We start from the raw sequence: 24810 nt of genomic DNA on the forward strand, positions 1-24810 counted from the left end.
GTTTCTGCAGGAGTGGAAATGCACACCGAAAGATCGCTATCGGGGGCAAGCCCCCTCCCACCTGTGAAATCAGTTCGACTCAATAAACCGGTCGGCTCTAAGGCCGCCGCGCTCTTGATTTTGATCTGCGGTCGCCCCGTAAAACCACGCTGGCCGAACGCAGGTTTTGGAGCGACGGCCCACGCTCCAAAGCCGGAGTGAGGGCACACCGAGCCTAGGCGAGGTGCCGAGTGGTGGGGCGAAGGCCTTTTGGTTACTTTTGGCTGGGCCGGCATTCCGGCCTTTCCAAAAGTAACCCGCTGTAAGAGCGGAACCACAAGTCGCCGTTACCGCGGGAATGGATATGTGCACCGAAAGATCGCTATCGGGGGCAAGCCCCCTCCCACATTTAAAGCGGTATACCCTCTTCACGAAACCACCTCCCCAATCACCGCAGTGTCCAACCACCACCGCGCCAGCCCGTGAACATTCGGTGCTTTGAGCAATGTGAAGTGATTCCCCACTCCATACCAAACCTCCAAAGAGCTGCCCTGCTTACGCCACCCCTCAATCATCCCCCCCTGCTCCCGCTGATTGCCCACCGCATCCAACGCCGGATCCTGCGCCAACACCAACCGCACCACCCCGCGATATCGCTGAGTCGGCCGATACTCCGTACGCAACGCCGCCGCATAAGTCCGGGCCGGTCCCGCCATCGCATCAACACTGGCACGGGCCGGCAACAACCCCACCCCAACCATTCCCCCATGCAGGCTCTGGCGCTGCGCCACTTCGTCGCCAACCGCGAAGGTTTCACGGTCAATCCCCAAGCGTTTCCCCGCCGCCAGCTGCATCGCCTCGATCAACCTCAACAACGCCGCCGTCGTCGTATAAGCCCGACCCGCACTACCCGGCGCTTCGCTGTCGATTACCGTCAACGACGCCACTTCCCGTCCAGCCGCCTGCAACCGCAGCGCCATCTCCAGTGCCACCCAGCCGCCAAACGAATGCCCGACCAGATGCACCGGCCCATGCGGGCACTCGTGTTCCAGCGCGTGCAGATAACAGCGCGCTGCCGCTTCCACCTGGCTGTGGGGCACCGCCTCGCCATCCAACCCACGTGGCTGCAAGCCAAACAACGGCCAGTCCCGTCCAAGCGCTTCGCTCAGGCCCACAAACCCGGTGACGCTGTCCCCTGCCCCCGGCACGCAGAACACCGGCGCATACCCGGCCCGTCCGCTCTGGATCCGCAGCAACGGTTGATGCGCCGTTTCCCTCACCGGTGAACACCCTGCCAATGCTTCTGTCATCGCCGCACCCAGCGCACGGATATGCGGCGCCTGCATCATTCTCTGGTGATCACCCGGCACTTCAACCTGACGCAACTGCCCAGGCGCCAGGGCGTCATCCCAACCCAGCGACACACTGCGCCGCGACAACTCGGTCGGCCGCTCTATAGCGCTGAACAGGTGCACAGGCACCGGCAGCGGAAACAAGCTGTAGTGCGCCAGCGCATGCCCATGCCCGACTTCGCGCTCGATAAAGCTCAAGAGGTCCGCATCCGCAGCCGCCGCCATTTGCGCGTATAGCAAACCTTGATCGCGACAGCGTTGCAGCACACCTGCAAAGTCCAACTGTCCAATCTGCGCGTCCAACTGTTCAATCCTTGCCAGCTCATCCACACCTCCCTGTGCGTTCCAATAGGCGCGGCACTGCAACAGCAAATGCCGCTTAAGCGCGTCTGGCCCGCTCCAACGCGCCTTGCCCTGGTCGGTCAGGCGCGGCACGTAGCTGTCGATCAAGCCAAGGAACGCCACCGGTTCATCCAGCCCCAGTAGTTGCATCGCCACTTCATAGGCCAGCACACCGCCAAATGACCAGCCGGCGATGCGATACGGCCCATGGGGCTGCAAGCCGCGAATCAGGACCACCATGCGCGCCGCCAAGCCTTCCAGGGTGTTGAGGTGCGCCTCGCCGAGCGCCACACCCGGTAGGCCATAGATCGGGTAATCACCCGGTAAATGCTGGCCCAGCGCCGGGAAATACACGTCCATGCCGCTGAACTCATGCACCAGGAACAACGGCGCTTGCGAGCCGCTGCTGCGCACCGTAATCACCGAGCTGTCGCGCACCGGCTCAGCGGTGCGCTGGCGCAGCATGGCCGCCACCGACGCCACGCTGGCGTGCTGGAACAACTCGGCCAGGCTCACTGCCAGCCCCGCTTCGTCCATCAGGTTGACCAGGCGAATCGCCAACAGCGAATGCCCGCCCAGTTCAAAGAAGCTGTCATGCCGGCCCACCTGCTCCAGCTTCAGCACCTCGCCCCATAATTGCGCCAAGGTCTGTTCCAGGGCGTCGGTCGGTGCTTCGAAATCACGACTGACCAGCGCGTCCAGAGCCGGCACCGGCAAGGCTTTGCGGTCAACCTTGCCATTGGCAGTCAACGGCAAGTGGTCCAGCGGCACATAGGCCGATGGCAGCATGTAGTCTGGCAGTTGCCCTTGAAGATGGGCACGTACGTTGTCGATGCCGACCGGTTCGGCAGCCCAGGTGAAATACGCCACCAAGCGCTTATCCCCCGGCGCGTCTTCACGGGCCAACACGACCGCGTCCTGAATACCCACGCAGGTCATCAGGCGCGCTTCGATCTCTCCCAGCTCAATACGGAAACCACGGATTTTCACCTGATCGTCATTGCGCCCAATGCATTCGAGCAGGCCCTGCGCCGTCCAGCGGCCGAGGTCGCCAGTGCGGTACATCAAGGCGCCTGGGTTGAACGGATCCTGCACAAACTTTTCAGCGGTCAGTTCAGGACGGTTCAAGTACCCCTTGGCCACGCCGTCACCACCGATGCAGATTTCACCGGCCACGCCCTGGGGCACTGGCTGCAAGTGCGCATCCAGCACATAAATCTGGGTGTTGGAGATCGGTCGCCCCACCGGCACGCTGTCGGCGTCGTCGGCAAGTGCGCGCACTTCATAGGTGGTGGCGTAGGTGGTGGTTTCCGTTGGGCCGTAGCAATGCACCAGGCGCAACGTCGGCGCCTGGGCCAACAGGCTGCGGAACGCCGCCGGATCGGCACGCTCGCCGCCGCACAGCAGGATGCGCAAACCCGCCAACGCGTCGGGAATCAGTTGCACGTACTGGTTGAACAGCGCCGTGGTGACGAACAATACCGTCGCGCCCTTTAACGCCATGCCGAATGCCACAGGGTCGAGCAAGGTGGCATGATCAATCACCTGCACTTGCCCGCCATTAAGCAGTGGCCCCCATACATCCATGGTGCTGGCGTCGAACGCCGGGTTGGAGGCGAAGGCCACGCGGTCGCTGGCATTGAAATCGGCATAGCCGTTGTTGAGTACCAACCGCGTGATGCCCCGGTGGGGCACCAGCACACCCTTGGGAACGCCGGTGGAGCCGGAGGTGTACATGATGTACGCCTCGCTGTCCGAAGACTGCGACAAATCCGGGTTATGGCTAGGTTGTGGATCGAGGGCCAGGGTGTCCACGTCCAGGCGTTGCGCCGCGTATTCGATCACCGCGTCGCTGTGGGTCAACAACCAGCGCGCACCGCTGTCCCGCACCATGAACGCCTGACGTTCGGCGGGCGCGTTGATATCCAGCGGCACATAGGCGGCCGCGCACTTCAACACGGCCAGTTGGCCGACCAGCAGCGCGACAGAACGCGGCAGCAGGATCGCCACGTTGTCGCCAGGTTTTACGCCCAGTCCTAACAGGTAATGGGCCAGGCAATTGGCGCGGGTATTGAGCTCGCCGTAGCTCAGGCGCTGCTCGCCATGCACCACGGCCAATGCGTCCGGACGCGCCTGGGCCTGGGCTTCGAACAGACGCTGCACGGTGTGTTCACGGGGGAAGTCGCGGGTGCTGGCATTGAACGCTAGCCGCAGTTGGTGCTGTTCGGCGGCGGGCAGGATCGACAAGCGGCTGATGGCGACATCGCTGCCCTGTTCCAGCGCCTGCACCAGTTGCTCCAGGGCCACATTCAGGTACTCACACAGGCGCCGGGCGCCCTGACCCGAGGCTTTCAAGGTGAAGCCATCGCCCTGGTCATCCACGCTCATCGACAGGCCATAGTTGCTGTGTTCCTCGGCCTTGAGCAGCTCAATACCTTGCCATGCCTCGGCGACTGCACCGGCCTGCGGCGCGCTGTGCCGATAGTTGAATAGCACACTGAACAGCGGCGTGGTCACCGGCACGCCGCTGCAACGCTGGGCCAATGCCAGCGGCGCGTGTTCATGACTGAGCAGTTGGCTCAGCCGCGCATGGGTGGCGCGCGCGGCGTGGCGTACCGAGTGCTCGCCCAGGTCGACACGCAATGGCAACGTATTGATAAAGACGCCCATGGCCCGCTCGGCGCCTTCACCGCCTTGCAGGCGGCCAAGCATTACCGTGCCGAACACCACCTGCTCACGGCCGGACACCTTGCCCAGCACCTGGGCCCAGCCCAAGTGCATCAGGCTGGCGGCGCTGACGCCGGACTGGCGCGCCTGAGTGCGCAGGCGCTGGCTTAATTCGGGAGCAATCGTCAGACGGGCCTGCTCATCGATGCCCAGCTTGGCCACTTCCGTGGGCTCGTCGATCTGGCCGAGCATTTCGCGGAAAAACCCTTCGTGATCGTCTGCGCCCAAGCGCATCTGCGCCACGTAATTGCGATACGGCACAGGCGTTCCCAGGCGGTGTTGAGTGCCCAACAGAAACGCCTGCATCTCGTGTTGCAGGATCTCCAGGGCGATGTGGTCCATGACCAAGTGATGGAACAGTAAGGTGGCGACCACACGCGGGGTTTCTTCGCTGCACACCAGGCGCATCAACGGCGCTTGGGACAGGTCGAGGCGTTGCGGCAGCGGCGCGGTTTCAACCCGCAGCGACGCTTTGCGCCAGACCACCTGCACCGGTTCTTCCAGGCCGTCCCAGTGGAACGACGAGCGCAGGATGTCGTGGCGCTCGATCACCGCCTGCAACGCCAGGGCAAACGCATCCAGACGTTGGCGGCTGTCAAAGGCAAACTGCGCCTGCAACACATAGGCATCGCCTTCCTGCACGGCGCGGTGGTGATAGAGCATGCCGGCCTGCAACGGCGTCAGGGGGTAGATATCCTGCACATTCGCCGCACCGCCGGGGATGCAGTCGACGAGGCGGTCGATGGCGACTTGCTCCAGCGCGATCAGCGGCAACATGCCCGGCGTGATCGACGTGCAACCGTCAACGATGCCATTGACCGGCACCGCCACTTCACGACCAGTGCCCAACGCCGCCGCCAGTGCCGACAAGGTTGGCTGACCAAACAGCACTTTTACGTCCGCCGACAAGCCAAGGCCGCGCATGCGCCCCATCAGGCTCACCGCCAGCAACGAATGCCCGCCCAGTTCGAAGAAGTTATCGTGACGGCCCACACGTTCCACCTTGAGCAACTCGGCCCACAGGCTTGCCAGGGCGATTTCCGTGTCGCCCTGGGGCGCTTCGTATTCGCGCACCACCACCGAATCCAGGCCCGGCGCGGGCAGCGCCTTGCGGTCGAGTTTGCCATTGGGACTCAGGGGCAATGCGTCGAGATGAACGAAGATCGCCGGCACCATGAATTCAGGCAAGTGATGCAGCAACTGACTGCGCAGCACGTCGATGTCGGTGAAGGCTCCGGTGTAGTACGCCACCAGACGGTCTTCGCGGGCGATCACGGCGGCCTCGTTGACTGCTGGGCACTCGGTCAGGCGCGCCTGGATCTCGCCCAGTTCGATACGCAGGCCACGGATTTTCACCTGATCGTCGTTGCGGCCCAGGTACTCAATATTCCCATCGGGCAAGTAGCGGCCAACGTCGCCGGTGCGGTACATGCGGCCGCTGGTAAATGGATCTTGAAGAAAGCGTTCGGCGGTCAGTTCCGCACGGTTCAGGTACCCCCGCGCCACTTGCACGCCGCCGATAAACAGCTCGCCGACCACGCCCAGCGGCACCGGTTGCAACTGCGCGTCCAGCAGGTACATGCGGGTGTTGGCAATGGGCTTACCGATGGGCGTGTTGTCCGGCGTCACAGGGCCCGCGCAGCTCCATGCCGTCACGTCGACGGCCGCTTCGGTCGGGCCATACAGGTTGTACAAGCCGATCCCCGGCAACTGCGCCTTGAACCGGCGCACCAGGCTGCCCGGCAAGGCTTCGCCGCTGCACATCACCCGCACCAGCCCGGCCGCCTGGCTGACGTCGCCATGGGCCAGGAACACGTCGAGCATCGACGGCACAAAGTGCAACGTGGTGATGTGTTCGGCCTCGATCACCTCGCACAGGTACGCCGGGTCTTTATGCCCGCCAGGACGCGCCATCACCAGGCAGGCGCCGGTGAACAGCGGCCAGAAGAATTCCCAGACCGACACATCAAAGCTGAACGGGGTTTTCTGCAAGACCCGGTCCTGGGCGGTGAGCCCATACTCGTCCTGCATCCACAGCAGGCGATTGACCACGCCGCCATGGTCGTTGATCACGCCCTTGGGCTGGCCAGTGGAGCCGGAGGTGTAGATCACATAGGCGCTCAGGCCCTGCACCGCGGGGTTATCCACGGATTGCGCGTGCCAGCTCGGTTGGTCCAGATCGACCACCGGCACCGCGCCCACCAGCGCACGAGTAGCGCCCTGGATCAGTACAACAGCGGGTGCGCTGTCGCTGAGCATGTAGGCGATGCGCTCCAGCGGGTAAGCCGGGTCCAGCGGCACATAAGCGGCGCCGGCCTTGAGGATCGCGTACAGGCCGATGACCATCTCCAGGCCGCGCTCCACGCAGATCGCCACCCGCGAATCCGGCTGGACACCCAGCGCCAGCAAGTGATGGGCGAGTTGGTTGGCCCGCGCGTTGAGCTCGGCGTACGTCAGTTGCTGTTCGCCAGCCTTGAGCGCAATCGCATGGGGCGTGCGGGCCACCTGGGCTTCAAACATGCCGTGCAAAGTCTGGTCGAGGTTGTAATCCACCTGGGTGGCGTTGAAATCGAACAGCACGTGCCGGCGCTCGCCCTCGTCCAGCAGCGGCGCATGCTCCAGCACCGCCTGGTCGTTATCGACCATGGCCTGCAACACGCGGGTGAAGTAACCGACGTAACGCTGCATCGTCGCTTCATCGAACAGCGCCACGGCGTATTCCAGCGCGCCGATAATCGTGCCCTGCACTTCGCCGAGGTTCAGCGAGAGGTCGAACTTGGCAAAGTGGCTGTTCTCCACGATGCCTTCCAGGGCCAGGTCGCCCAGGGCCAGGATCGGCGCGCTGCTGTCCTGCCAGGCCAACAGGGTTTGGAACAATGGGCTGTGGGCCAGGCTGCGTACCGGCCGGGTGATTTCGACCACTTGCTCGAAGGGCAGGTCTTGATGGGCCTGGGCCGCCAAGGTCAGCGCCTTGACCCGCGCCAGCAGCGCTTCGGTAGTGGGCGCGCCCGAGGTGTCGATGCGCACCGCCAGGGTGTTGACGAACAGGCCGATGAGGCCTTCGACTTCAGTGCGCGTACGGTTGGCGACCGGCGAGCCAATCACCACATCTGCCTGCCCCGAGAGCCGCGCGAGCAAGGACGCCCAGGCGGTCATTACCGTCATGTACAGCGTGCTGCCATGGCGTTGGCTCAAGGCCTTGAGCCCGGCGGTGAGGCGCTCGTCCAGACGGATCTCCACGCTGCTGCCGGCGTAGTCCTGCTGCGCCGGGCGCGGGCGGTCGGTGGGCAGGCTGAGCAACGCTGGCGCACCAGCCAGGGCCTGTTGCCAATATCGGCTCTGGCGGTGAAGTACTTCGCCGCTGAGCCGAAAGCGTTGCCACACGGCAAAGTCGCCGTATTGGATCGGCAGTGGCGGCAACGGGTCGGGCTGCCCATGGCTGAAGGCCTGGTACAGCGCCATCAGTTCGCGGGTGAGTACGCCCATGGACCAGCCATCGGAGACGATATGGTGCAGGGTCAGCAACAGCACATGGTGCTCGTCGGCCATCACCACCAGGCGCCCGCGCAGCAGCGGGCCGCGTTCGAGGTCGAACGGCGCCGACGCTTCGCCGTGGATCAACGCATCCAGCGCCTGTTGCGGTTGCGGGTGGCGGCGCAAGTCCTGCACTTGCAGCGGCAGCACGTCGTCGGCCGCGACGATCAGCACCTGGGCGTCGTCACCGTGCTGGGCGAAGCGGCTGCGCAGGGTTTCGTGCCGCGCAACGATCCGCGCCAGCGCCCGTTGCAAGGCCTGCACATGCAGTTGCCCGCGCAGGCGCAAGCCGATGGGAATGTTGTAGGCCGTGTTGGCGCCTTCCATCAACGCCAGGAACCACAAGCGCTGCTGGGCGAACGACAGCGGCACCGGCTCATCGCGGTTGGCCGGCAGGATCGCCGGCAAGGTGCTGCGACCGGCCTGGGCCAGCACGTCGGCAACGGCGGCCAGTTCGGCATTGGCAAACAGGTCGCTGAGCAACAGCTCCACGCCCAGTCGTTGGCGCACCTGGGACACCATGCGCATGGCGAGCAGCGAGTGCCCGCCCAGTTCAAAGAAGTGGTCGTAACGGCCGACGCGCTCTACCTGCAAGACATCGGCCCAGATCTGCGCCAGGCTGCTTTCGATCTCGCCCTCGGGCGTCGCGTATTGGCGGGTAAACACGGCGGCCCTATCCGGCGCTGGCAGGGCCTTGCGGTCGAGCTTGCCGTTGGCGGTCAAGGGCAGCGCGTCAAGTTTCATGAAGGCGACCGGGACCATGTAGTCCGGCAGGTGCGCCACCAGATGGGCGCGGATATCGCCCACCGCCAATGAGTCAAGTTGCGGGTTTTCGGTGTAGTACGCCACCAGCCGCTCGTCACGCACCAGCACCACCACTTCTTGCAAGCTCGGCAGTTGGTTGAGTTGGGTTTCGATTTCCCCCAGTTCGATGCGCACACCACGGATTTTCACCTGATCGTCATTGCGGCCCAGGTAATCGAGGTTGCCGTCGGGCAACCAGCGCACCAGGTCACCGGTGCGGTACATGCGTCCGACGTTGAACGGGTCGTCCAGGAAGCGTTCGGCGGTCAGTTGCGGACGGTTCAGGTAGCCACGCGCCACGCCCTTGCCGCCCACATACAACTCACCCGCCACGCCCAGCGGCACCGGGCGTTGTTGCTCGTCCAGCACGTACACCGTGGCATTGGCGATGGGTTTGCCGATATGCAACGCCTGCCCCGCCTCGACCTTGCCAGAGGTGGCGACCACCGTGGCTTCGGTAGGGCCGTAGTTGTTGATTAGCTCAAACCGCTGCGCCCGCCCGAACTGCCGCAGGCGGTCGCCGCCGACCAGCAAGGTGCGCAGCGTCGGGTGCTCGATGTGCTGGCTGAAGGCGTACTCGGCCACCGGCGTCGGCAGGAAGCACACATCCAGCGGTTGCGCGCACCACCAGGCCAGCAACGCGTCGATGTCTTCGGGGCCGTCGTGGGCCGGTGGCAGGTGCAGGGTCGCGCCGACACACAGCGCCGGCCACACTTCCCAGGCCATGGCATCAAAGCCGAACCCGGCGACGCTGGCGGTGTGGCGCCCGGCGCAGAGGTCGAAGGCGCGGCAATGCCAATCCACCAGGTTGGTGACGGTGTGGTGTTCCACCATCACACCTTTGGGCAGGCCGGTGGAGCCGGAGGTGTAGATCACATAGGCGAGGTTCGCGGGAGTCACGGCGACGCTGGGATTGCTCGCCGCGTGGTGGTGCCAGGTGTAGCGGTCCAGGTTGATCACCGGCACGTCCAGCTCGGGCAGGCGTTCGAGCAACGCGTGCTGAGTCAGCACCGCCACTGGGGCGCTGTCGCTGAGCAGGTACGCGAGGCGCTCGGCCGGGTGGGACGGGTCCACCGGTACGTAGCAGGCGCCGGCTTTAAGGATCGCCAGCAACCCGGCCAAGGTGTCCAGTCCACGACGGGCGACGATGGCCACGCGGTCATCGGGTTTGACGCCCAGCGCCAGCAAGTGATGGGCCAGCAGGTTGGCTTGCCCGTTGAGCTCAGCGTAGGTCAGCGAGCGTTCAAGCTGCACCGCCGCGATGGCATGCGGCGTGAGAACGGCCTGGGCTTCGATACGCCCATGCAAGGTGGTGCCCTGGGGGAACTCGGCCTGGGTGGCGTTGAACTGTTCCAACAGCAACCGCTGCTCGACGGCGGGCACCACCGACACTTGATTGAGCGCGGTGTCCGGCGCCTGCTCCAGAGCCGTCACCAGGTTTTCCAGGGCAGTTTGCAGGTAGGCGCAGACCCGCTGCGGGTCCACCTGGGTGCTGGCCAGCAGGCTCAGGCCAAAGCCTTCGCCCAGGTCATCGACGCTCAGGGTCAGTGGATAGTTGGTGCGTTCTTCAGCACTGAGGGCGGCGATGCCTTGCCACGCCGAGACGGCTTCGGCGCTGGCGGCGGGCGCGCTGTGGCGATAGTTGAGCAGCGCGCTGAACAACGGCGTCGGCGCGATCACCCCACTGCAGCGCTGAGCCAGGGCCAGTGCCGCATGCTCGTGGCGCAGCAGTGTGGTGAGCCGACCATGGGTGGCCTTGACCCCGGCGCGCACGTCCTGGCCGTCCACGTCCACGCGAAACGGCAAGGTGTTGATGAAGATGCCCAAGGCGCGGTCCGTGTCATGACTGCCTTGCATACGGCCCATCAACACCGTGCCGAACACCACCTGTTGCTTGCCGGCCAATGCTCCCAACACCTGCGCCCAGCCCAGGTGAAACAGGCTTGCCGCGCTTACCCCCAACTGCCGCGCCTGGGTGCGCAAGCGCTGGCTCAATAGCGCCGCCAAGGGCAGGCTGAGCTCGCTGATGCCCCGCGCATCGCGCTGCACATCCTGCAAGCCAAACGGCAAGGTCGGCTCGCTGATATCGCCAAGCATCTGGCGGAAGAAGCCTTCGTGTTCCTGCTCGCTGATGCCCAGCCGTGCCTGGGCTACATAGTTGCGAAACGGCACCGCCTGGCCCAACGCCGCGCCCTGCCCCAGCAGGCACGCCTGCATTTCATGGCACACCACTTCCAGGGCGCTATGGTCTAGGGCCATGTGGTGGAACAGCAAAGTGGCGACGATACGCCCATTGGCCGGGTCATCGGCACGCACCAAACGCAGCAACGGCGCCTGGGTCACGTCGAGGCGATAGTGACGCGCATCGAACAGGCCGTGCAGTTGGGCGGCGATCTCGCCATCCGCCGGGTCGAGTTGCAAGGCCTGTACCGGCAGGCGCGCCGTGCGCCACACCACTTGCGACGGCTGTTGCAGGCCATCCCAGACCACGCCGGTGCGCAGGATGTCATGGCGGTCCATCACCGCTTGCAGCGCCTGGGCGAACGCCTCGAAGCGCGCCAGGCTGTCGAACGCGAACTGAGATTGCATGACGTACGGGTCGCCCTGCTCAGCGCTGACATGGTGGAACAGGATGCCTTCCTGCAACGGTGCCAGCGGGTAGATGTCCTGGATATTCGCCACGCCGCCGTCGACGGTGGCGACGATGCGGTCGATCTCGTCCTGGCTGAGGCTGGACAACGTCAGCATGTCCGGTGTGATGTGCTGGGCGCCGGCCGGGATGCCATTGGCCGGCACGTCGACTTCACCGGCCTTGGTGGCGGAATACTCGCCGGCCTTAATCAGCTCGATCAGCGCCGGTTTGTGCTCGCGCAAGGCGGCAAGGATCGCCGGGTCACTCAACGCTTGCTTGTTGCCTTGCACCGACAACTGCTCGCCCTTGAGCGCCAGTTGGATGTCCTTGGTTTTCAGGGTTGCCAGCAGCTCTAAGAGGCTCACAGGACGATCTCCATTCGTTCGGTCATTGCGGCGTAGCCGGCCAGGGTCGGCTGTTCGAACAGCGCCCGGACGTCAGCTTCCATGCCTTCCTGGCGCAAGCGCCCGATCAAGCTCACGGCAAGCAGCGAGTGCCCGCCCAGTTCAAAGAAATTATCCTGGCGCCCGACCCGCTCCACGTTGAGCAACTCGGCCCACAGCTGCGCCAGCAGGATTTCGGTGTCGCCTTCCGGCGCTTCGTACTCACGCACGTTCAAGGCGTGCAGGCCGGGCGCTGGCAAAGCCTTGCGGTCGAGTTTGCCGTTGGGGCTCAAGGGCAGCGCGTCGAGGTGCACGAACAGCGCGGGCACCATAAAGTCCGGCAGGTGTTGCAGCAGGTGAGCGCGCAGTGCATCGATCTCGGTTGGCGTACCGGTGTAGTAGGCGACGAGGCGATCTTCACGGGCGACCACCGCCGCTTCGCTGACCTGGGAGTGCTCAAGCAGACGCGCCTGGATTTCCCCCAGTTCGATACGCAGGCCACGGATCTTGACCTGGTCGTCATTGCGGCCCAGGTATTCGATAGTGCCGTCGGGCAAGTAGCGGCCAAGGTCGCCGGTGCGGTACATCCGACCCGCGTGGAACGGGTCGTCGAGAAAGCGCTCGGCAGTCAGCTCAGGGCGGTTCAGGTAACCCCGCGCCACTTGCACACCGCCGATAAACAGCTCGCCGACCACACCCAGCGGCACCGGCTGCAACTGCGCATCCAGCACGTACATGCGCGTATTGGCGATGGGCTTGCCGATGGGAGTGTTGTCCGGCACGTCGGGGCGTGCGCAGTTCCAGGCGGTCACGTCCACCGCCGCTTCAGTCGGGCCGTACAGGTTGTACAGGCCGATCCCCGGCAACTGCGCCTTGAAACGGCGCACCAGGCTGCCCGGCAGCGCTTCGCCGCTGCACATCACCCGCACCAGCCCAGCCGCCTGGCTCACATCGCCATGGGCCAGGAACACGTCGAGCATCGACGGCACAAAGTGCAACGTGGTGATGTGTTCGGCCTCGATCACCTCGCACAGGTATGCCGGGTCCTTATGCCCGCCGGGGCGCGCCATCACCAAGCGTGCGCCCGTGAACAGCGGCCAGAAGAATTCCCATACCGACACGTCGAAACTGAACGGGGTTTTCTGCAACACCGCGTCATCGGCCTTGAGGCCATAAGCGTCCTGCATCCACAGCAGCCGGTTGACCACCCCGGCGTGTTCGTTGATCACGCCTTTGGGCTGGCCAGTGGAGCCTGAGGTGTAGATCACGTAGGCCTGATGCCGGGCGGTCAGGCCCGGTACCTCGGGGTTGCTCAGCGGCTGATGCTGCCAGGTGTTCAGGTCCAGATTGAGCAGCGGCACGTCGCCCAGCAAGCCTGAGGTGGCGTTCTGGGCCAGCACCACGACCGGCGCGCTGTCGTGCAGCATGTAGGCGATACGCTCCAGCGGGTGCGCCGGGTCCAGCGGCACATAACCGCCACCGGCCTTGAGGATGGCGAACAGGCCGACGACCATGTCCAGGCCCCGCTCCAGGCAAATCCCCACCCGGGCATCCGGCTGTACACCCAGCGCGCGCAGATGATGGGCCAGGCGATTGGCACGCTCGTTGAGTTGTTGGTAGGTAAGCTGCTGCTCGCCCGCCTTCACCGCGATGGCGTGCGGCGTGCGCTGAACTTGGGCTTCGAACATCCCGTGCAGGGTCTGGTCGAGGTTGTAGTTCACCTCCGTGGCGTTGAACGTCACCAGCAGTGTGTGTCGCTCCTCGGAACTCAGGATCGGCAGGCGATTGAGCGCCTGGTTCGGTGCCTGCTCCAGGGCCTCGACCAGCCCGGACAGGGCCACTTGCAGGTACCCGCAGACGCGTTGCGCATCGACCTGGGCCAACGCAGTCACGTCGTAGCCATCACCCAGGTCATCCACGTTCAAGGTCAGCGGGTAGTTGGTGCGCCCGTCGTTGACCAGGGTCTGCATACCTTCCCAGGCGTGTTGCGCCTCCTGGGAACGGGTGGCGCCGCCGCGATGGCGATAGTTGAGCATTGAGCTGAACAACGGCGCAGGTGCAGCCACGCCGCTGCAACGCTGGGCCAGGGCCAGGGAAGCGTGCTCATGACCGAGCAAAGCGGTGAGCCGCGCATGCGTGGCGCGTACGGCGGAGCGTGCGCCCTGACCGTCGATATCCAGGCGCAGCGGCAACGTATTGATGAACACGCCCAGCGCACGGTCGGCCCCTTCACCGCCTTGCAGACGCCCCACCAACACAGTGCCGAACACCACACTCTGGCGCCCGGACGTGGCCGCCAGCACTTGGCCCCAGGCCAGGTGGAACAGGCTCGCGGTGCTCACACCCAGCAAACGGGCCTGGGCACGCAGGCGGCGGTTGAGGTCGCTGTCCAGGTGCAGGCGGTGCTCTTCGATGGCGTTACCGTCGCCGCGCACGTTTTGCAGGCCGAATGGCAGGGTTGGCTCGTCGACATCGCCGAGCAGGGTGCGGAAGAACGTTTCATGCTCCTGCTCACTCACACCCAAGCGCGCCTGGGCCACGTAGTTGCGGTACGGCATCGGTGCAGCGGTCGGCGCCGGATGGCCCAGCAGATAACCCTGCATTTCCCGCAGCACCACGTCAAAGGCGGTGTGGTCGAGGGCGATATGGTGATAGAGCAGCACCACAACCACACGCTGGTTGGCCGGATCGTCGGCGTAGGCCAGGCGAATCAACGGCGCTTGGCTGATGTCCAGGCGGTAGCGGCGTGCATCAAAACGTTGATGCAGGCCGGCCAGTACATCGCCTTCAAGCTGCAGCTGTTCAAGGGGCAACCGGGCCTTGCGCCACACCACTTGCAGCGGTTGCACCAGCCCTTCCCACACCACGCCGGTACGCAGGATGTCGTGGCGGTCGATCACCTGTTGCAGCGCCTGGGCGAAGGCGTGCAGGCGCTCGACACTGTCGAACGCCAGGTGCGATTGCAGCAGATACGGGTCGCCCTGCTCGGCGGTGAGGTAGTGGTAGAGAATGCCTTCCTGCAACGGCGCCAACGGGTAGATGTCCTGCACATTGGCAGCGCCACCGGGCACCTGGGCAACCACTTGATCAAGGGTGGATTGGTCGAGTTCCACCAGCGACAACAGGTCCGGGGTCAGGCGCTGGCAGTCGATCGGGATGCGGTTGGCGGGCACCTGCACTTCGCGCCCACTGCCCACCGCTGCCGCCAGCGCGGCCAGGGTCGGCTGGCTGAACAGCACGCGCACATCGGCGCTGAGGCCGACCTGGCGCATGCGTTCGATCAGGCTGACCGCCAGCAACGAATGGCCGCCCAGCTCAAAGAAATGATCGTGGCGACCCACCTGCTCAACCTGCAACACCTCAGCCCAGATCGCGGCCAGGGTGGTTTCCACTTCACCCTGAGGCGCTTCGTAGTCACGGGTCAGCAACGCGGCCTGATCCGGTGCCGGCAAGGCACCGCGGTCGAGTTTGCCGTTAGCGGTCAGGGGCAGCGCGTCGAGTTTGACGTAAGCCACCGGCACCAAAGCCTCCGGTAACTGCGCCTGCAGTTGCTCGCGCAGGCTTTCAATCAGCAGCGGCTGTTGCTCGGTGAACCAGGCGATCAAGCGGCCTTCGCGCACCAGCACCACCGCGTCGCCGACGCCTTGCAGTGCCGCCAGGCGGCTTTCGATTTCGCCCAGTTCAACGCGCACGCCACGGATTTTTACCTGGTCATCGTTGCGTCCCAGGTACTCGATATTGCCATCGGGCAACCAGCGCACCAGGTCGCCGGTGCGGTACATGCGCCCGTCATTGAACGGGTCTTGCAGAAAGCGTTCAGCGCTCAAGTCCGGGCGATTGAGGTAACCCCGCGCCACGCCGCTGCCGCCCACATAGAGTTCTCCGGCCACCCCCACCGGCACCGGACGCAACTGCGCGTCCAGCACGTAGACGCTGGCATTGGCGATAGGTCGGCCGATATGCAGCGCCTGCCCGGCACGCACGCGGCCCGAGGTGGCGACCACGGTGGCTTCGGTGGGGCCGTAGTTGTTGATCACCGCAAAGCGTCGCTCCTGGCTGAACTGGCGCAGGCGGTCGCCGCCGATCAGCAGGATGCGCAAGGTGGGGTGCTGCAAGTCCTGGCTGAACGCGTATTCGGCCACCGGCGTGGGCAGGAAGCTCACGTCCAAGGGCTGCGCCAGCCACCAGGCGAGCAGTTCGTCGATGTTTTCGGTGCCCACATCCTCCGGTGGCAGGTGCAGGGTGGCGCCCACGCACAGCGCTGGCCATACCTCCCAGGCCATCGCATCAAAGCCAAAGCCGGCCACGCTGCTGGTGTGGCTGACGGCGTGCAGGCCAAAGGCTTCACAGTGCCAATGCACCAGGTTTTCCACGGTGCGGTGTTCCACCATCACGCCCTTGGGCTGGCCGGTGGAGCCCGAGGTGTAGATCACATAGGCCAGGTGGGCCGGTGTCAGGGCGGCGAGTTGCGGATTGCTGACGGGGTGGTGCCAGGTTGCGTGCACGTCGATGCTGGTGAACGCGCCCAGCAAGTCGCGGGTGCTCGCTTCGGCCAGCACCGCTACCGGTGCGCTGTCCTGCAATAAGTAAGCAATGCGCTCGGCGGGATACGCGGGGTCAATCGGCACATAACCGGCGCCGGCCTTGAGAATCCCCAGCAACCCCACCAGCATCTGCGGCCCACGACGGCAGCACAGGGCGACGCGGTCGTCCGGCTGCACACCCTGTGCGATCAGGTGATGGGCCAACTGGTTGGCACGGCGGTTGAGCTGCTGATACGTCAGCGACTCGCCGTCCTGCACCACGGCTATGGCGTGAGGCTGGCGGTCGGCCTGGATTTCAAAGGCACCCTGCACGGTGTGGCCGCTCGGGAAATCCTCAGCCGTGGCGTTGAACTCGCGCAGCAGGGTTTCGCGTTCGCTGGCGGGAAGAATAGGCAACTGATTGAGCGGGGTTTGCGCGGTGTTTTCCAGGCTATCGACCAAGTGTTCAACGGCATTGGCCATGTACTCGCACAGGCGCTGGGCGCCGATGCGGGGCAAGGCCAGCACGGTCAGGCCGAAGCCTTCCCCCAGATCGTCGACGCTCAGGGTCAGCGGGTAGTTGCTGCGCTCTTCACCGCCCAGCAACTGCACGCCTTCCCAAATACCTTGGCCGTCGCGGGCCATGGCGCCGGGATGGCTGTGACGGTAGTTGAGCAACGCGCTGAACAGCGGCGTGGAGGCCGCCACCCCACTGCAACGCTGAGCCAGGGCAAGGGACGCGTGTTCATGGCCGAGCAACGCGCTCAACCGTGCATGGGTGGCCTTGACGGCGGCGACCGCACTGACTGCGGTGTCCACCCGCAGCGGCAAGGTGTTGATGAACATCCCCAAGGCCCGATCCGCACCGTCGCCGGCCTGCATACGGCCCATCAATACGGTGCCGAACACCACGTCGTCACGCCCACAGACCAGCCCCAGCACCTGGGCCCAAGCCAAGTGCATCAGGCTTGCCGCGCTCACGCCCAGGCGCCGCGCCTGTTCACGTACGCGTTGGGCCAGCGCCATGGTCAGGGCCTGTTCGGCCTCTTCGATATCACGGCCGTCGCCCTGCACGTCCTGCACGCCGAAGGGCAAGGTGGGCTCATTGATGTCGGCAAGCATTTCGCGGAAAAACCGCTCATGCTCGTCGACGCTCACACCCAGGCGCGCCTGGGCCACGTAGTTGCGAAATGGCGCGGCCGCCGGCAAGTCCTGGCCGTGGTTGAACAGGAACGCGCCCATCTCCTGGCCGACCACGTCCATGGCGGTGTGGTCCAGCGCCAAGTGGTGGAACAGCAGGATAGCTGCCACATGCCCGTTCACTGGATCCTGGGCGTAAACCATGCGCAACAGCGGCGCCTGGGTGATATCCAGGCGGTAATGCCGCGCATCGAAACGGGCGTGCAGCTGTTCGAGGATGTCGCCCTCGGCGGGATCAAGGTTCACCTCCTGCACCACCAGCTGCGCCTCACGCCAGACCACCTGCACCGGGCTGTCCAGGCCTTCCCAGACCACGCCGGTACGCAGGATGTCGTGACGGGCGGCGACCTGTTGCAGCGCGCCCATAAAACCGTGCAACCGCTCAAGGCTGTCGAAGGCCATGCGTGATTGCAGCAGATACGGGTCGCCCTGCTCGGCGCTGATGTGGTGGTACAGGATGCCTTCCTGCAAGGGCGCCAGCGGGTAGATGTCCTGCACGTTTGCCGCGCCGCCGGGGACGTTGGCGATGATGCGGTCGATGGCGCTTTGGTCGAGTTGCACCAGGGTCAGCATCGCTGGCGTGATGTGGGTGCAGCCCGAGGGAATGCCATTGGCCGGCACCACAACCTCCCGACCACTGCCCACCGCCGCCGCCAGCGCCGCCAGGCTCGGCTGGTTGAACAGCACCCGCACATCCGCGCTCAGGCCCGCCTGACGCATGCGTTCGATCAGGCTGACCGCCAGCAGCGAGTGCCCGCCCAGCTCAAAGAAATGGTCATGCCGGCCCACACGGTCGAGCTTGAGCAGGTCCTGCCAGATCTGCGCCAGCAGGCTTTCCACCTCGCCTTCCGGCGCTTCATAACCACGGCTGAGCAGCGCGCCTGCATCCGGCACCGGTAGGCCTTTGCGGTCCAGCTTGCCGTTGGCGGTGAGCGGCATCAGCGCCAGCCAGACATAGGCCGACGGCACCATGTAATCCGGCAACTGGCCTTGCAGGTGGGCGCGCAGCGCTTCGATTGGCAGCGGCGCGGCGGCGGTGTAGTACGCCACCAGACGCTTGTCGCCGGGTTCGTCTTCGCGCACCAGCACCACTGCGTCGTTCACGCCAGCGAAGGCTCCCAGGCAGGCTTCGATTTCACCCGGCTCGATGCGGAACCCGCGAATCTTCACTTGCAGGTCATTGCGTCCCTGGTACAGCAAGGTGCCGTCGGCCTGCCAGCACGCCAGATCGCCCGTGCGGTACAGCACGCCCTCGCCAAACGGGTTCGGGATAAATTTTTCGGCGGTCAGTTGCGGCTGGTTCAAGTACCCCTTGGCCACGCCCGCGCCACCGATATACAGCTCGCCGACCGCGCCCAATGGCAACAGTTGCTGGCGCACATCCAGCACATAGGCCTGGGCATTCGCCATCGGCCGGCCAATCGGAATACTGCCCTCGCCCAGGTGTGTGATTTCATGGGTGGTGGAGAACGTAGTGGCCTCCGTCGGCCCATAGCCATTGAGCAAGTGCCGGGGCTTGCCGTGCTTGAGCACGCGGCCGATCACGTGCGGGTCGAGCACATCGCCGCCGACGATCAGATAACGCAACTGCGGGAACACCGGCAGCAGCGCATCGGCGTACTGGTGGAACAACCCGGCGGTCATCCACAACACGCTGACGGATTGCTCCTGCAACAGCGCGGCAAACGCGGCCTGGGACAACAGCACTGCCTGTTCGACCACCACCACGCAGCCGCCATTGAGCAACGGCGCACACACGTCGAGGGTGCTGGCGTCGAACGCCGGGTTGGAAGCGAAGGCCACGCGGTCCTGAGGGTTGAACTCGGCGTAGCCGTTATTGAGCACAAGGCGCGAGATCGCGCGGTGTGGTACCTGCACGCCCTTGGGCGCACCCGTGGAACCGGAGGTGTAGAGGATGTACGCCACGCTGTGGGAAGAAAGCACCAAGTCGAGGTTGCGCGGGGACAGCGCGTCCAGATTCAGCCCGGCCAGGGAGTTGAGCACCCGCTGCGCGCCACTGTCCTGCACGATAAACGCCTGGCGTTCCAGCGGCGCATTCACGTCCAGGGGCACGTACACGGCGCCACACTTGAGGATCGCCAGTTGGCAGATCAGCAGATCGAGGGAGCGCGGCAACGCAATCGCCACGCTTTCCCCCGGTTGCACGCCCTGGTTGATCAGGTGATGGGCCAGACGGTTGGCGCGGCGATTGAGGTCGCGATAGCTCAAGGATAACTGGCCTTGCACCGCCGCCACGGCTTCGGGACGCGCCAGGGCCTGGGCTTCGAACAGTTGGTGCACGGTCAGTTGCGATGGGTAATCGCGGGCAGTGGCGTTGAATTCCACCAGCAGTTGGTTGCGCTCGGCAGGCGGTACAATCGATACGCCTTGCACTGACGTGGTCGGCGCCTGCTGCAACGCGGTCACCAGATGGCGCAAGGCAGTGAGCATGTAGTCGCCGACGCGCTGCACGTCCAACGTGGCTACGCCTTGCACGGTCAGCGCGAAGCCTGTGCCCAGGTCATCGACGTTGAGCACCAGCGGGTAGTTGCTGCGCTCCTCGGAGCTCAGGATCTGGATGCCGGACGCCGCAAACGGGCTGTCTCCCGGCGCTTCATCCGGCGCGCTGTGGCGGTAGTTGAGCAGCGTGCTGAACAACGGCAATGAGCCCGGCACCCCGCTGCAACGCTGGGCCAGGGACAGCGACGCGTGCTCATGCCCGAGCAACTGCGCCAGGCGCGCGTGGGTGGCGCGCACGGCGGCTTGTACGCCGACTGCGCCGACGCTGACCCGCAGCGGCAAGGTGTTGATAAACATCCCCAGGGCGCGGTCGGCACCCTCGCCGCCCTGCATACGGCCCAATAGCACGGTGCCGAACACCACGTCCTGCTGACCGGAGACTTGCCCCAGCACATGCGCCCAGGCCAGGTGCACCAGGCTCGCCGTGCTCACGCCCAATTGCCGCGCCTGTTCGCGCAGGCCCAGGCTCAGGGCCGGTTCCAACGGCAGGTGCGCCTCGACAATGCCGCTGCCGTCGCCGTGCACATCCTGCAAACCGAACGCCAGAGTCGGCTCGTCGATATCACCCAGCATCTCGCTGAAGAACGCTTCATGCTGGGCCTGGCTCACCCCCAGCCGCGCCTGGGCCACGTAGGTGCGGTACTGCACCGCGTCAGGCAGTTGCGCGCTGCGCCCGGACAGGCTGGCGCTCATCTCCTGCACCAGCACGTGCAGGGCGGTGTGGTCGAGCAGGATATGGTGCAGCAGCAGGATGCCGACGAAGCCGCCCGGCGCTTCGGCGTAGGCCAGGCGCATCAACGAGGCGCGGGACAGATCAAGGCGGTAGTGGCGTGGGTCGAAACGCTGTTGCAGGTGGGCCAGGGCATCCACGCCTGGGGTTTCGACCCGCTCAACGGCCAACGGCGCCTGGCGGCAGACCACTTGCACCGGTTCGTCCAGGCCTTCCCAGAGGATCGCGGTGCGCAGGATGTCATTGCGTTCGATCACGCTGTGCAGCGCCTGGATAAACGCGTCCAACGCCGCTTGATCGTTGAAGCCCAACTGCACCTGCAACACGTAGGGATCACCGTCGGTGGTTGCCAGGTGGTGATACAGGATGCCGGCCTGCAACGGCGCGAGGCCGTAGATGTCCTGCACATTGCCGATGCCGCCGGGCACCTGTTGCAGGATGTGGTCGATGGCGGCCTGTTCGAGTTCGATCAGCGGCAGCATGTCCGGGGTGATGACGGGGCTGTCTGCGCGGATCTGGTTGACCGGCACCCGTACTTCCCGTTGCCCGCCCACCGCCGCGGCGAGTGCGGCCAGAGTGGGTTGGCCGAACAACACGCGCACATCGGCGCTGAGGTCGACCTGGCGCATACGCTCAATCAGCTTGACCGCCAGCAGGGAATGACCGCCCAGTTCGAAGAAGTTGTCGTCGCGCCCAATGCGTTCAAGTTTGAGCAGGTCTTGCCAGAGGGTCGCGATGGCTACTTCAACGGGGCCGCGTGGCGCCTCGTAATCACGTCGGGCCAACGCGTCGGCATCCGGCGCGGGCAAGGCCTTGCGGTCGAGCTTGCCGTTGGGGGTCAGCGGGAAGGTGTCCAGCAACACGAAGGCGCTGGGCACCATATGGTCAGCCAGGCTCAGCCGCAAATGATCACGCAGCATCGCGACGTTGATGTCGCCTTCGGCGATCACATAGGCCACCAGGCGTTGGTCTCCGGGCGTGTCTTCACGGGCGATGACTACGGCGTCGCGCACACCTTGAGCGGTGGCGAGGCGCGCCTGGATTTCGCCCAACTCGATACGGAAACCACGGATTTTTACCTGGTCGTCGTTACGTCCCAGGTATTCCACGCTGCCATCGGCCAACAGGCGGCCGAGGTCGCCGGTTTTGTAGAGGCGCTGGCCGGTGGTTGGGTTCGTCAGGAAGCGCTCGGCGGTTAATTCGGCGCGGTTCAGATAACCCCGCGCCACACCGGCACCACCGACGTACAACTCGCCGACCACGCCCAATGGCAGCGGCTCGCGCTGTGCGTCCAGCACATACAGTTGCAGGTCGGGAATGCGCACGCCAATCGGACTCACGCCCACCAACTGCGCATCCGCCGCGTGCAGCGCTCGATAAGTCACGTGCACCGTGGTTTCGGTGATGCCGTACATGTTCACCAGTTGGGTGCCAGCATTGATCGCCCGGGCGTACCACGGCTTGAGCATGCCCGGCTCCAGGGCTTCGCCGCCGAAAATCACTTGGCGCAGCGAGTGGGCCTGGGGGCTGTTGCCCTGGGCCGCAATCAACAGGCGGAAGGCGCTTGGCGTTTGGTTGAGGATGCTCACGCCCGCTTCGCACAACAGCGTGTAGCACTCGTCCGGCGAGCGGCTGACCAATTGCGGCACGATCAGCAACTGGCCGCCGTGCATCAACGCGCCCCAGATTTCCCACACGGAGAAGTCGAACGCAAAGGAATGAAACAGTGCCCACACATCGGTGTGGTCGAAGCCGAACCACTGCTCAGTGGCGCTGAACAGTCGCGCCACCTGGCGGTGTTCGATCATCACGCCCTTGGGCTGGCCGGTGGAGCCGGAGGTGTAGATCACATAGGCCAGGTGCTGCGGGCTGACCGCAACGTGCGGGTTGATCAGGGATTCACCGCGCAGGCCATTGAGGTCGATCTGCGCCAGTTCGCCCACCAAGTGACGGGTGTTGGCCTGCACCAGCACCGCCAGCGGTTGGCTGTCGTGCAGGGTGTAGGCGATGCGTTCCAGCGGATACGCCGGGTCGATCGGCACATACCCCGCGCCGGCCTTGAGGATGCCCAGCAGCCCGATGATCATTTCCGGGCCGCGCTCCACGCAGATCGCCACGCGGTCATCGGGGCGCACGCCCTGGGCCAGCAGGCGATGGGCAACCTGGTTAGCGCGTTCGTTGAGTTGACGATAGCTGAGGCGTTGCTGCTCGAAACGCAGCGCGATGGCGTCGGGGTGGGCCGCGGCGTGGGCTTCGACGTGCTGGTGGATCAGGGCGGTGTCGGCGTAAGCGCGGGGGGTGTGATTGAGATGGTGCAGCAGGTGATGACGCTCGGTCTCAGGCAGGATGTTCAGGCCGCTAAGCGGCATCTCCGGTCGCTGTTCAAGGGCGTCGGCCAGGCTGTGGAGCGCTGTGTGCAGGTAGCTCGCCACACGGGTTGCGCCAATGGAGGCGTCCACCATCACTGTCAGCGCGAAGCCTTCGCCCAGGTCATCCACATTCACCGTCAGCGGATAGTTAGTGCGCTCCTCGGCACCCAGCACCTGGATGCCCTCGGCCACCTCGATCACCTCGGCCATATCCGTCGCGGCACTGTGGCGATAGTTGAGCATCGCACTGAACAGCGGCGTCGGCGCGGCGACCCCGCTGCAACGCTGGGCCAGCGCGAGGGATGCATGCTCGTGATTGAGCAATGTGGTGAGCCGCTCATGGGTGGCCTTGACCCCGGCGCGCACGCTCTGCTCGCCCACATCCACCCGCAACGGCAGGGTATTGATAAACATCCCCAACGCCCGCTCACCGCCCTCGCCCGCCCCCATGCGGCCGAGCATCACGGTACCGAACACCACGGCTTCACGGCCCGAGACCACGCCCAATACCCGGGCCAGCGCCACGTGCATCATGCTTGCCACGCTGACGCCCAAGGGCCGCGCGAGGCTGCGCAGGCGGCGGCTCAGATCAGCGTCGACAGGCATGCGCGCCTCGTCGATCCCCTGGCCATCGCCCTGCACATCCTGCAAGCCAAACGGCAGGGTCGGCTCATCAATGTCCCCCAGCATCTCGCGGAAAAACCCTTCATGGGCCTGCTCGCTGACGCCATGGCGCACCTGGGCGATATAGCTGCGAAACGCCACCGGCTCAGCGGCCTGGGCTTGCTGGCCGGCCAGGTACAACTGGATCTCGTGGCGCACCACATCCAGCGCGGTGTGGTCGAGAATGGTGTGGTGGAACAGCAACATCGCCGCTACCCGCTGATTGCCTGGGTCGTCGGCAAACACCAGGCGCAGCAGCGGCGCCTGACCCAAGTCCATCCGGTAAGTCCGGGCGTCGTAGCGGGCGATCAGTTGAGCCAGGGCATCGCCACCGCTGAAATGCGCTTCCTCACACGCCAGCGTCGCCTTGCGCCACACCACTTGCAGCGGCTCGTCCAAGCGCTCCCAGACCATGGACGTGCGCAAAATATCGTGACGGTCGATCACCCATTGCAGCGCCTCGGCAAAAGCGTGCAGGCGCGCGCGGCTGTCGAACACAAACTGCGCATGCAGCACGTAAGGATCGCCTTGCCCGGCCGAGAGGTGGTGATACAGCATGCCCTCCTGCAACGGTGCCAACGGGTAGATATCCTGCACATTCGCCACACCACCGGGGATGGCCGCGACAATACGGTCGATGGCCGTCTGATCAAGGCTCACCAACGGCAACATCTCAGGCGTGATGCGGTAAGCCGGGCTCAGCCAATCACCGCCATGCTCAGCCACCAGCGCCAGCAGTCGGGGCTTGTGAGCGATCAACTGATCCCACAGCCGGTCATCCAACGCCTCATCGTCACCGAGGATGATCAGATCGCCCTCTTCCAGTTGCAGACGGATCGCATGAGTGGAAATCGCTGCCAATAATTCGCTGAACTGCATGGGGGTAACCTGCCTGGTAAGTCACGGTGGAGGAGAAAGTCCGTTTTCAGCTGCCGTTTGAATCGGATGCGCTGTGCGCCCAACGTTAAAAAGCGGGCGCAGCCGGGGGCCTGGAGAGGCTTCCGGTAGGGGTAGGAAATTAAGGGATTTGGGGGGTGGGGGGTGGCGGGGGA

At 64.9% G+C, this 24810-nt stretch carries 2 protein-coding genes; both read right to left on the reverse strand.

What is annotated here, in order from left to right; all coding sequences use genetic code 11:
- Window positions 1-407 precede the first annotated feature (407 nt).
- Complete coding sequence (locus AOA61_RS21195; RefSeq protein ID WP_099602666.1) at window positions 408-11735, reverse strand: non-ribosomal peptide synthetase; 11328 nt, start codon at window positions 11733-11735, stop codon at window positions 408-410.
- Complete coding sequence (locus AOA61_RS21200) at window positions 11732-24637, reverse strand: non-ribosomal peptide synthetase (RefSeq protein ID WP_099602667.1); 12906 nt, start codon at window positions 24635-24637, stop codon at window positions 11732-11734. The genes AOA61_RS21195 and AOA61_RS21200 overlap by 4 nt, the downstream gene beginning before the upstream one ends.
- Window positions 24638-24810 lie beyond the last annotated feature (173 nt).

It is taken from the genome of Pseudomonas sp. 2995-1, assembly GCF_002742505.1.
Lineage (GTDB): Bacteria > Pseudomonadota > Gammaproteobacteria > Pseudomonadales > Pseudomonadaceae > Aquipseudomonas > Aquipseudomonas sivasensis.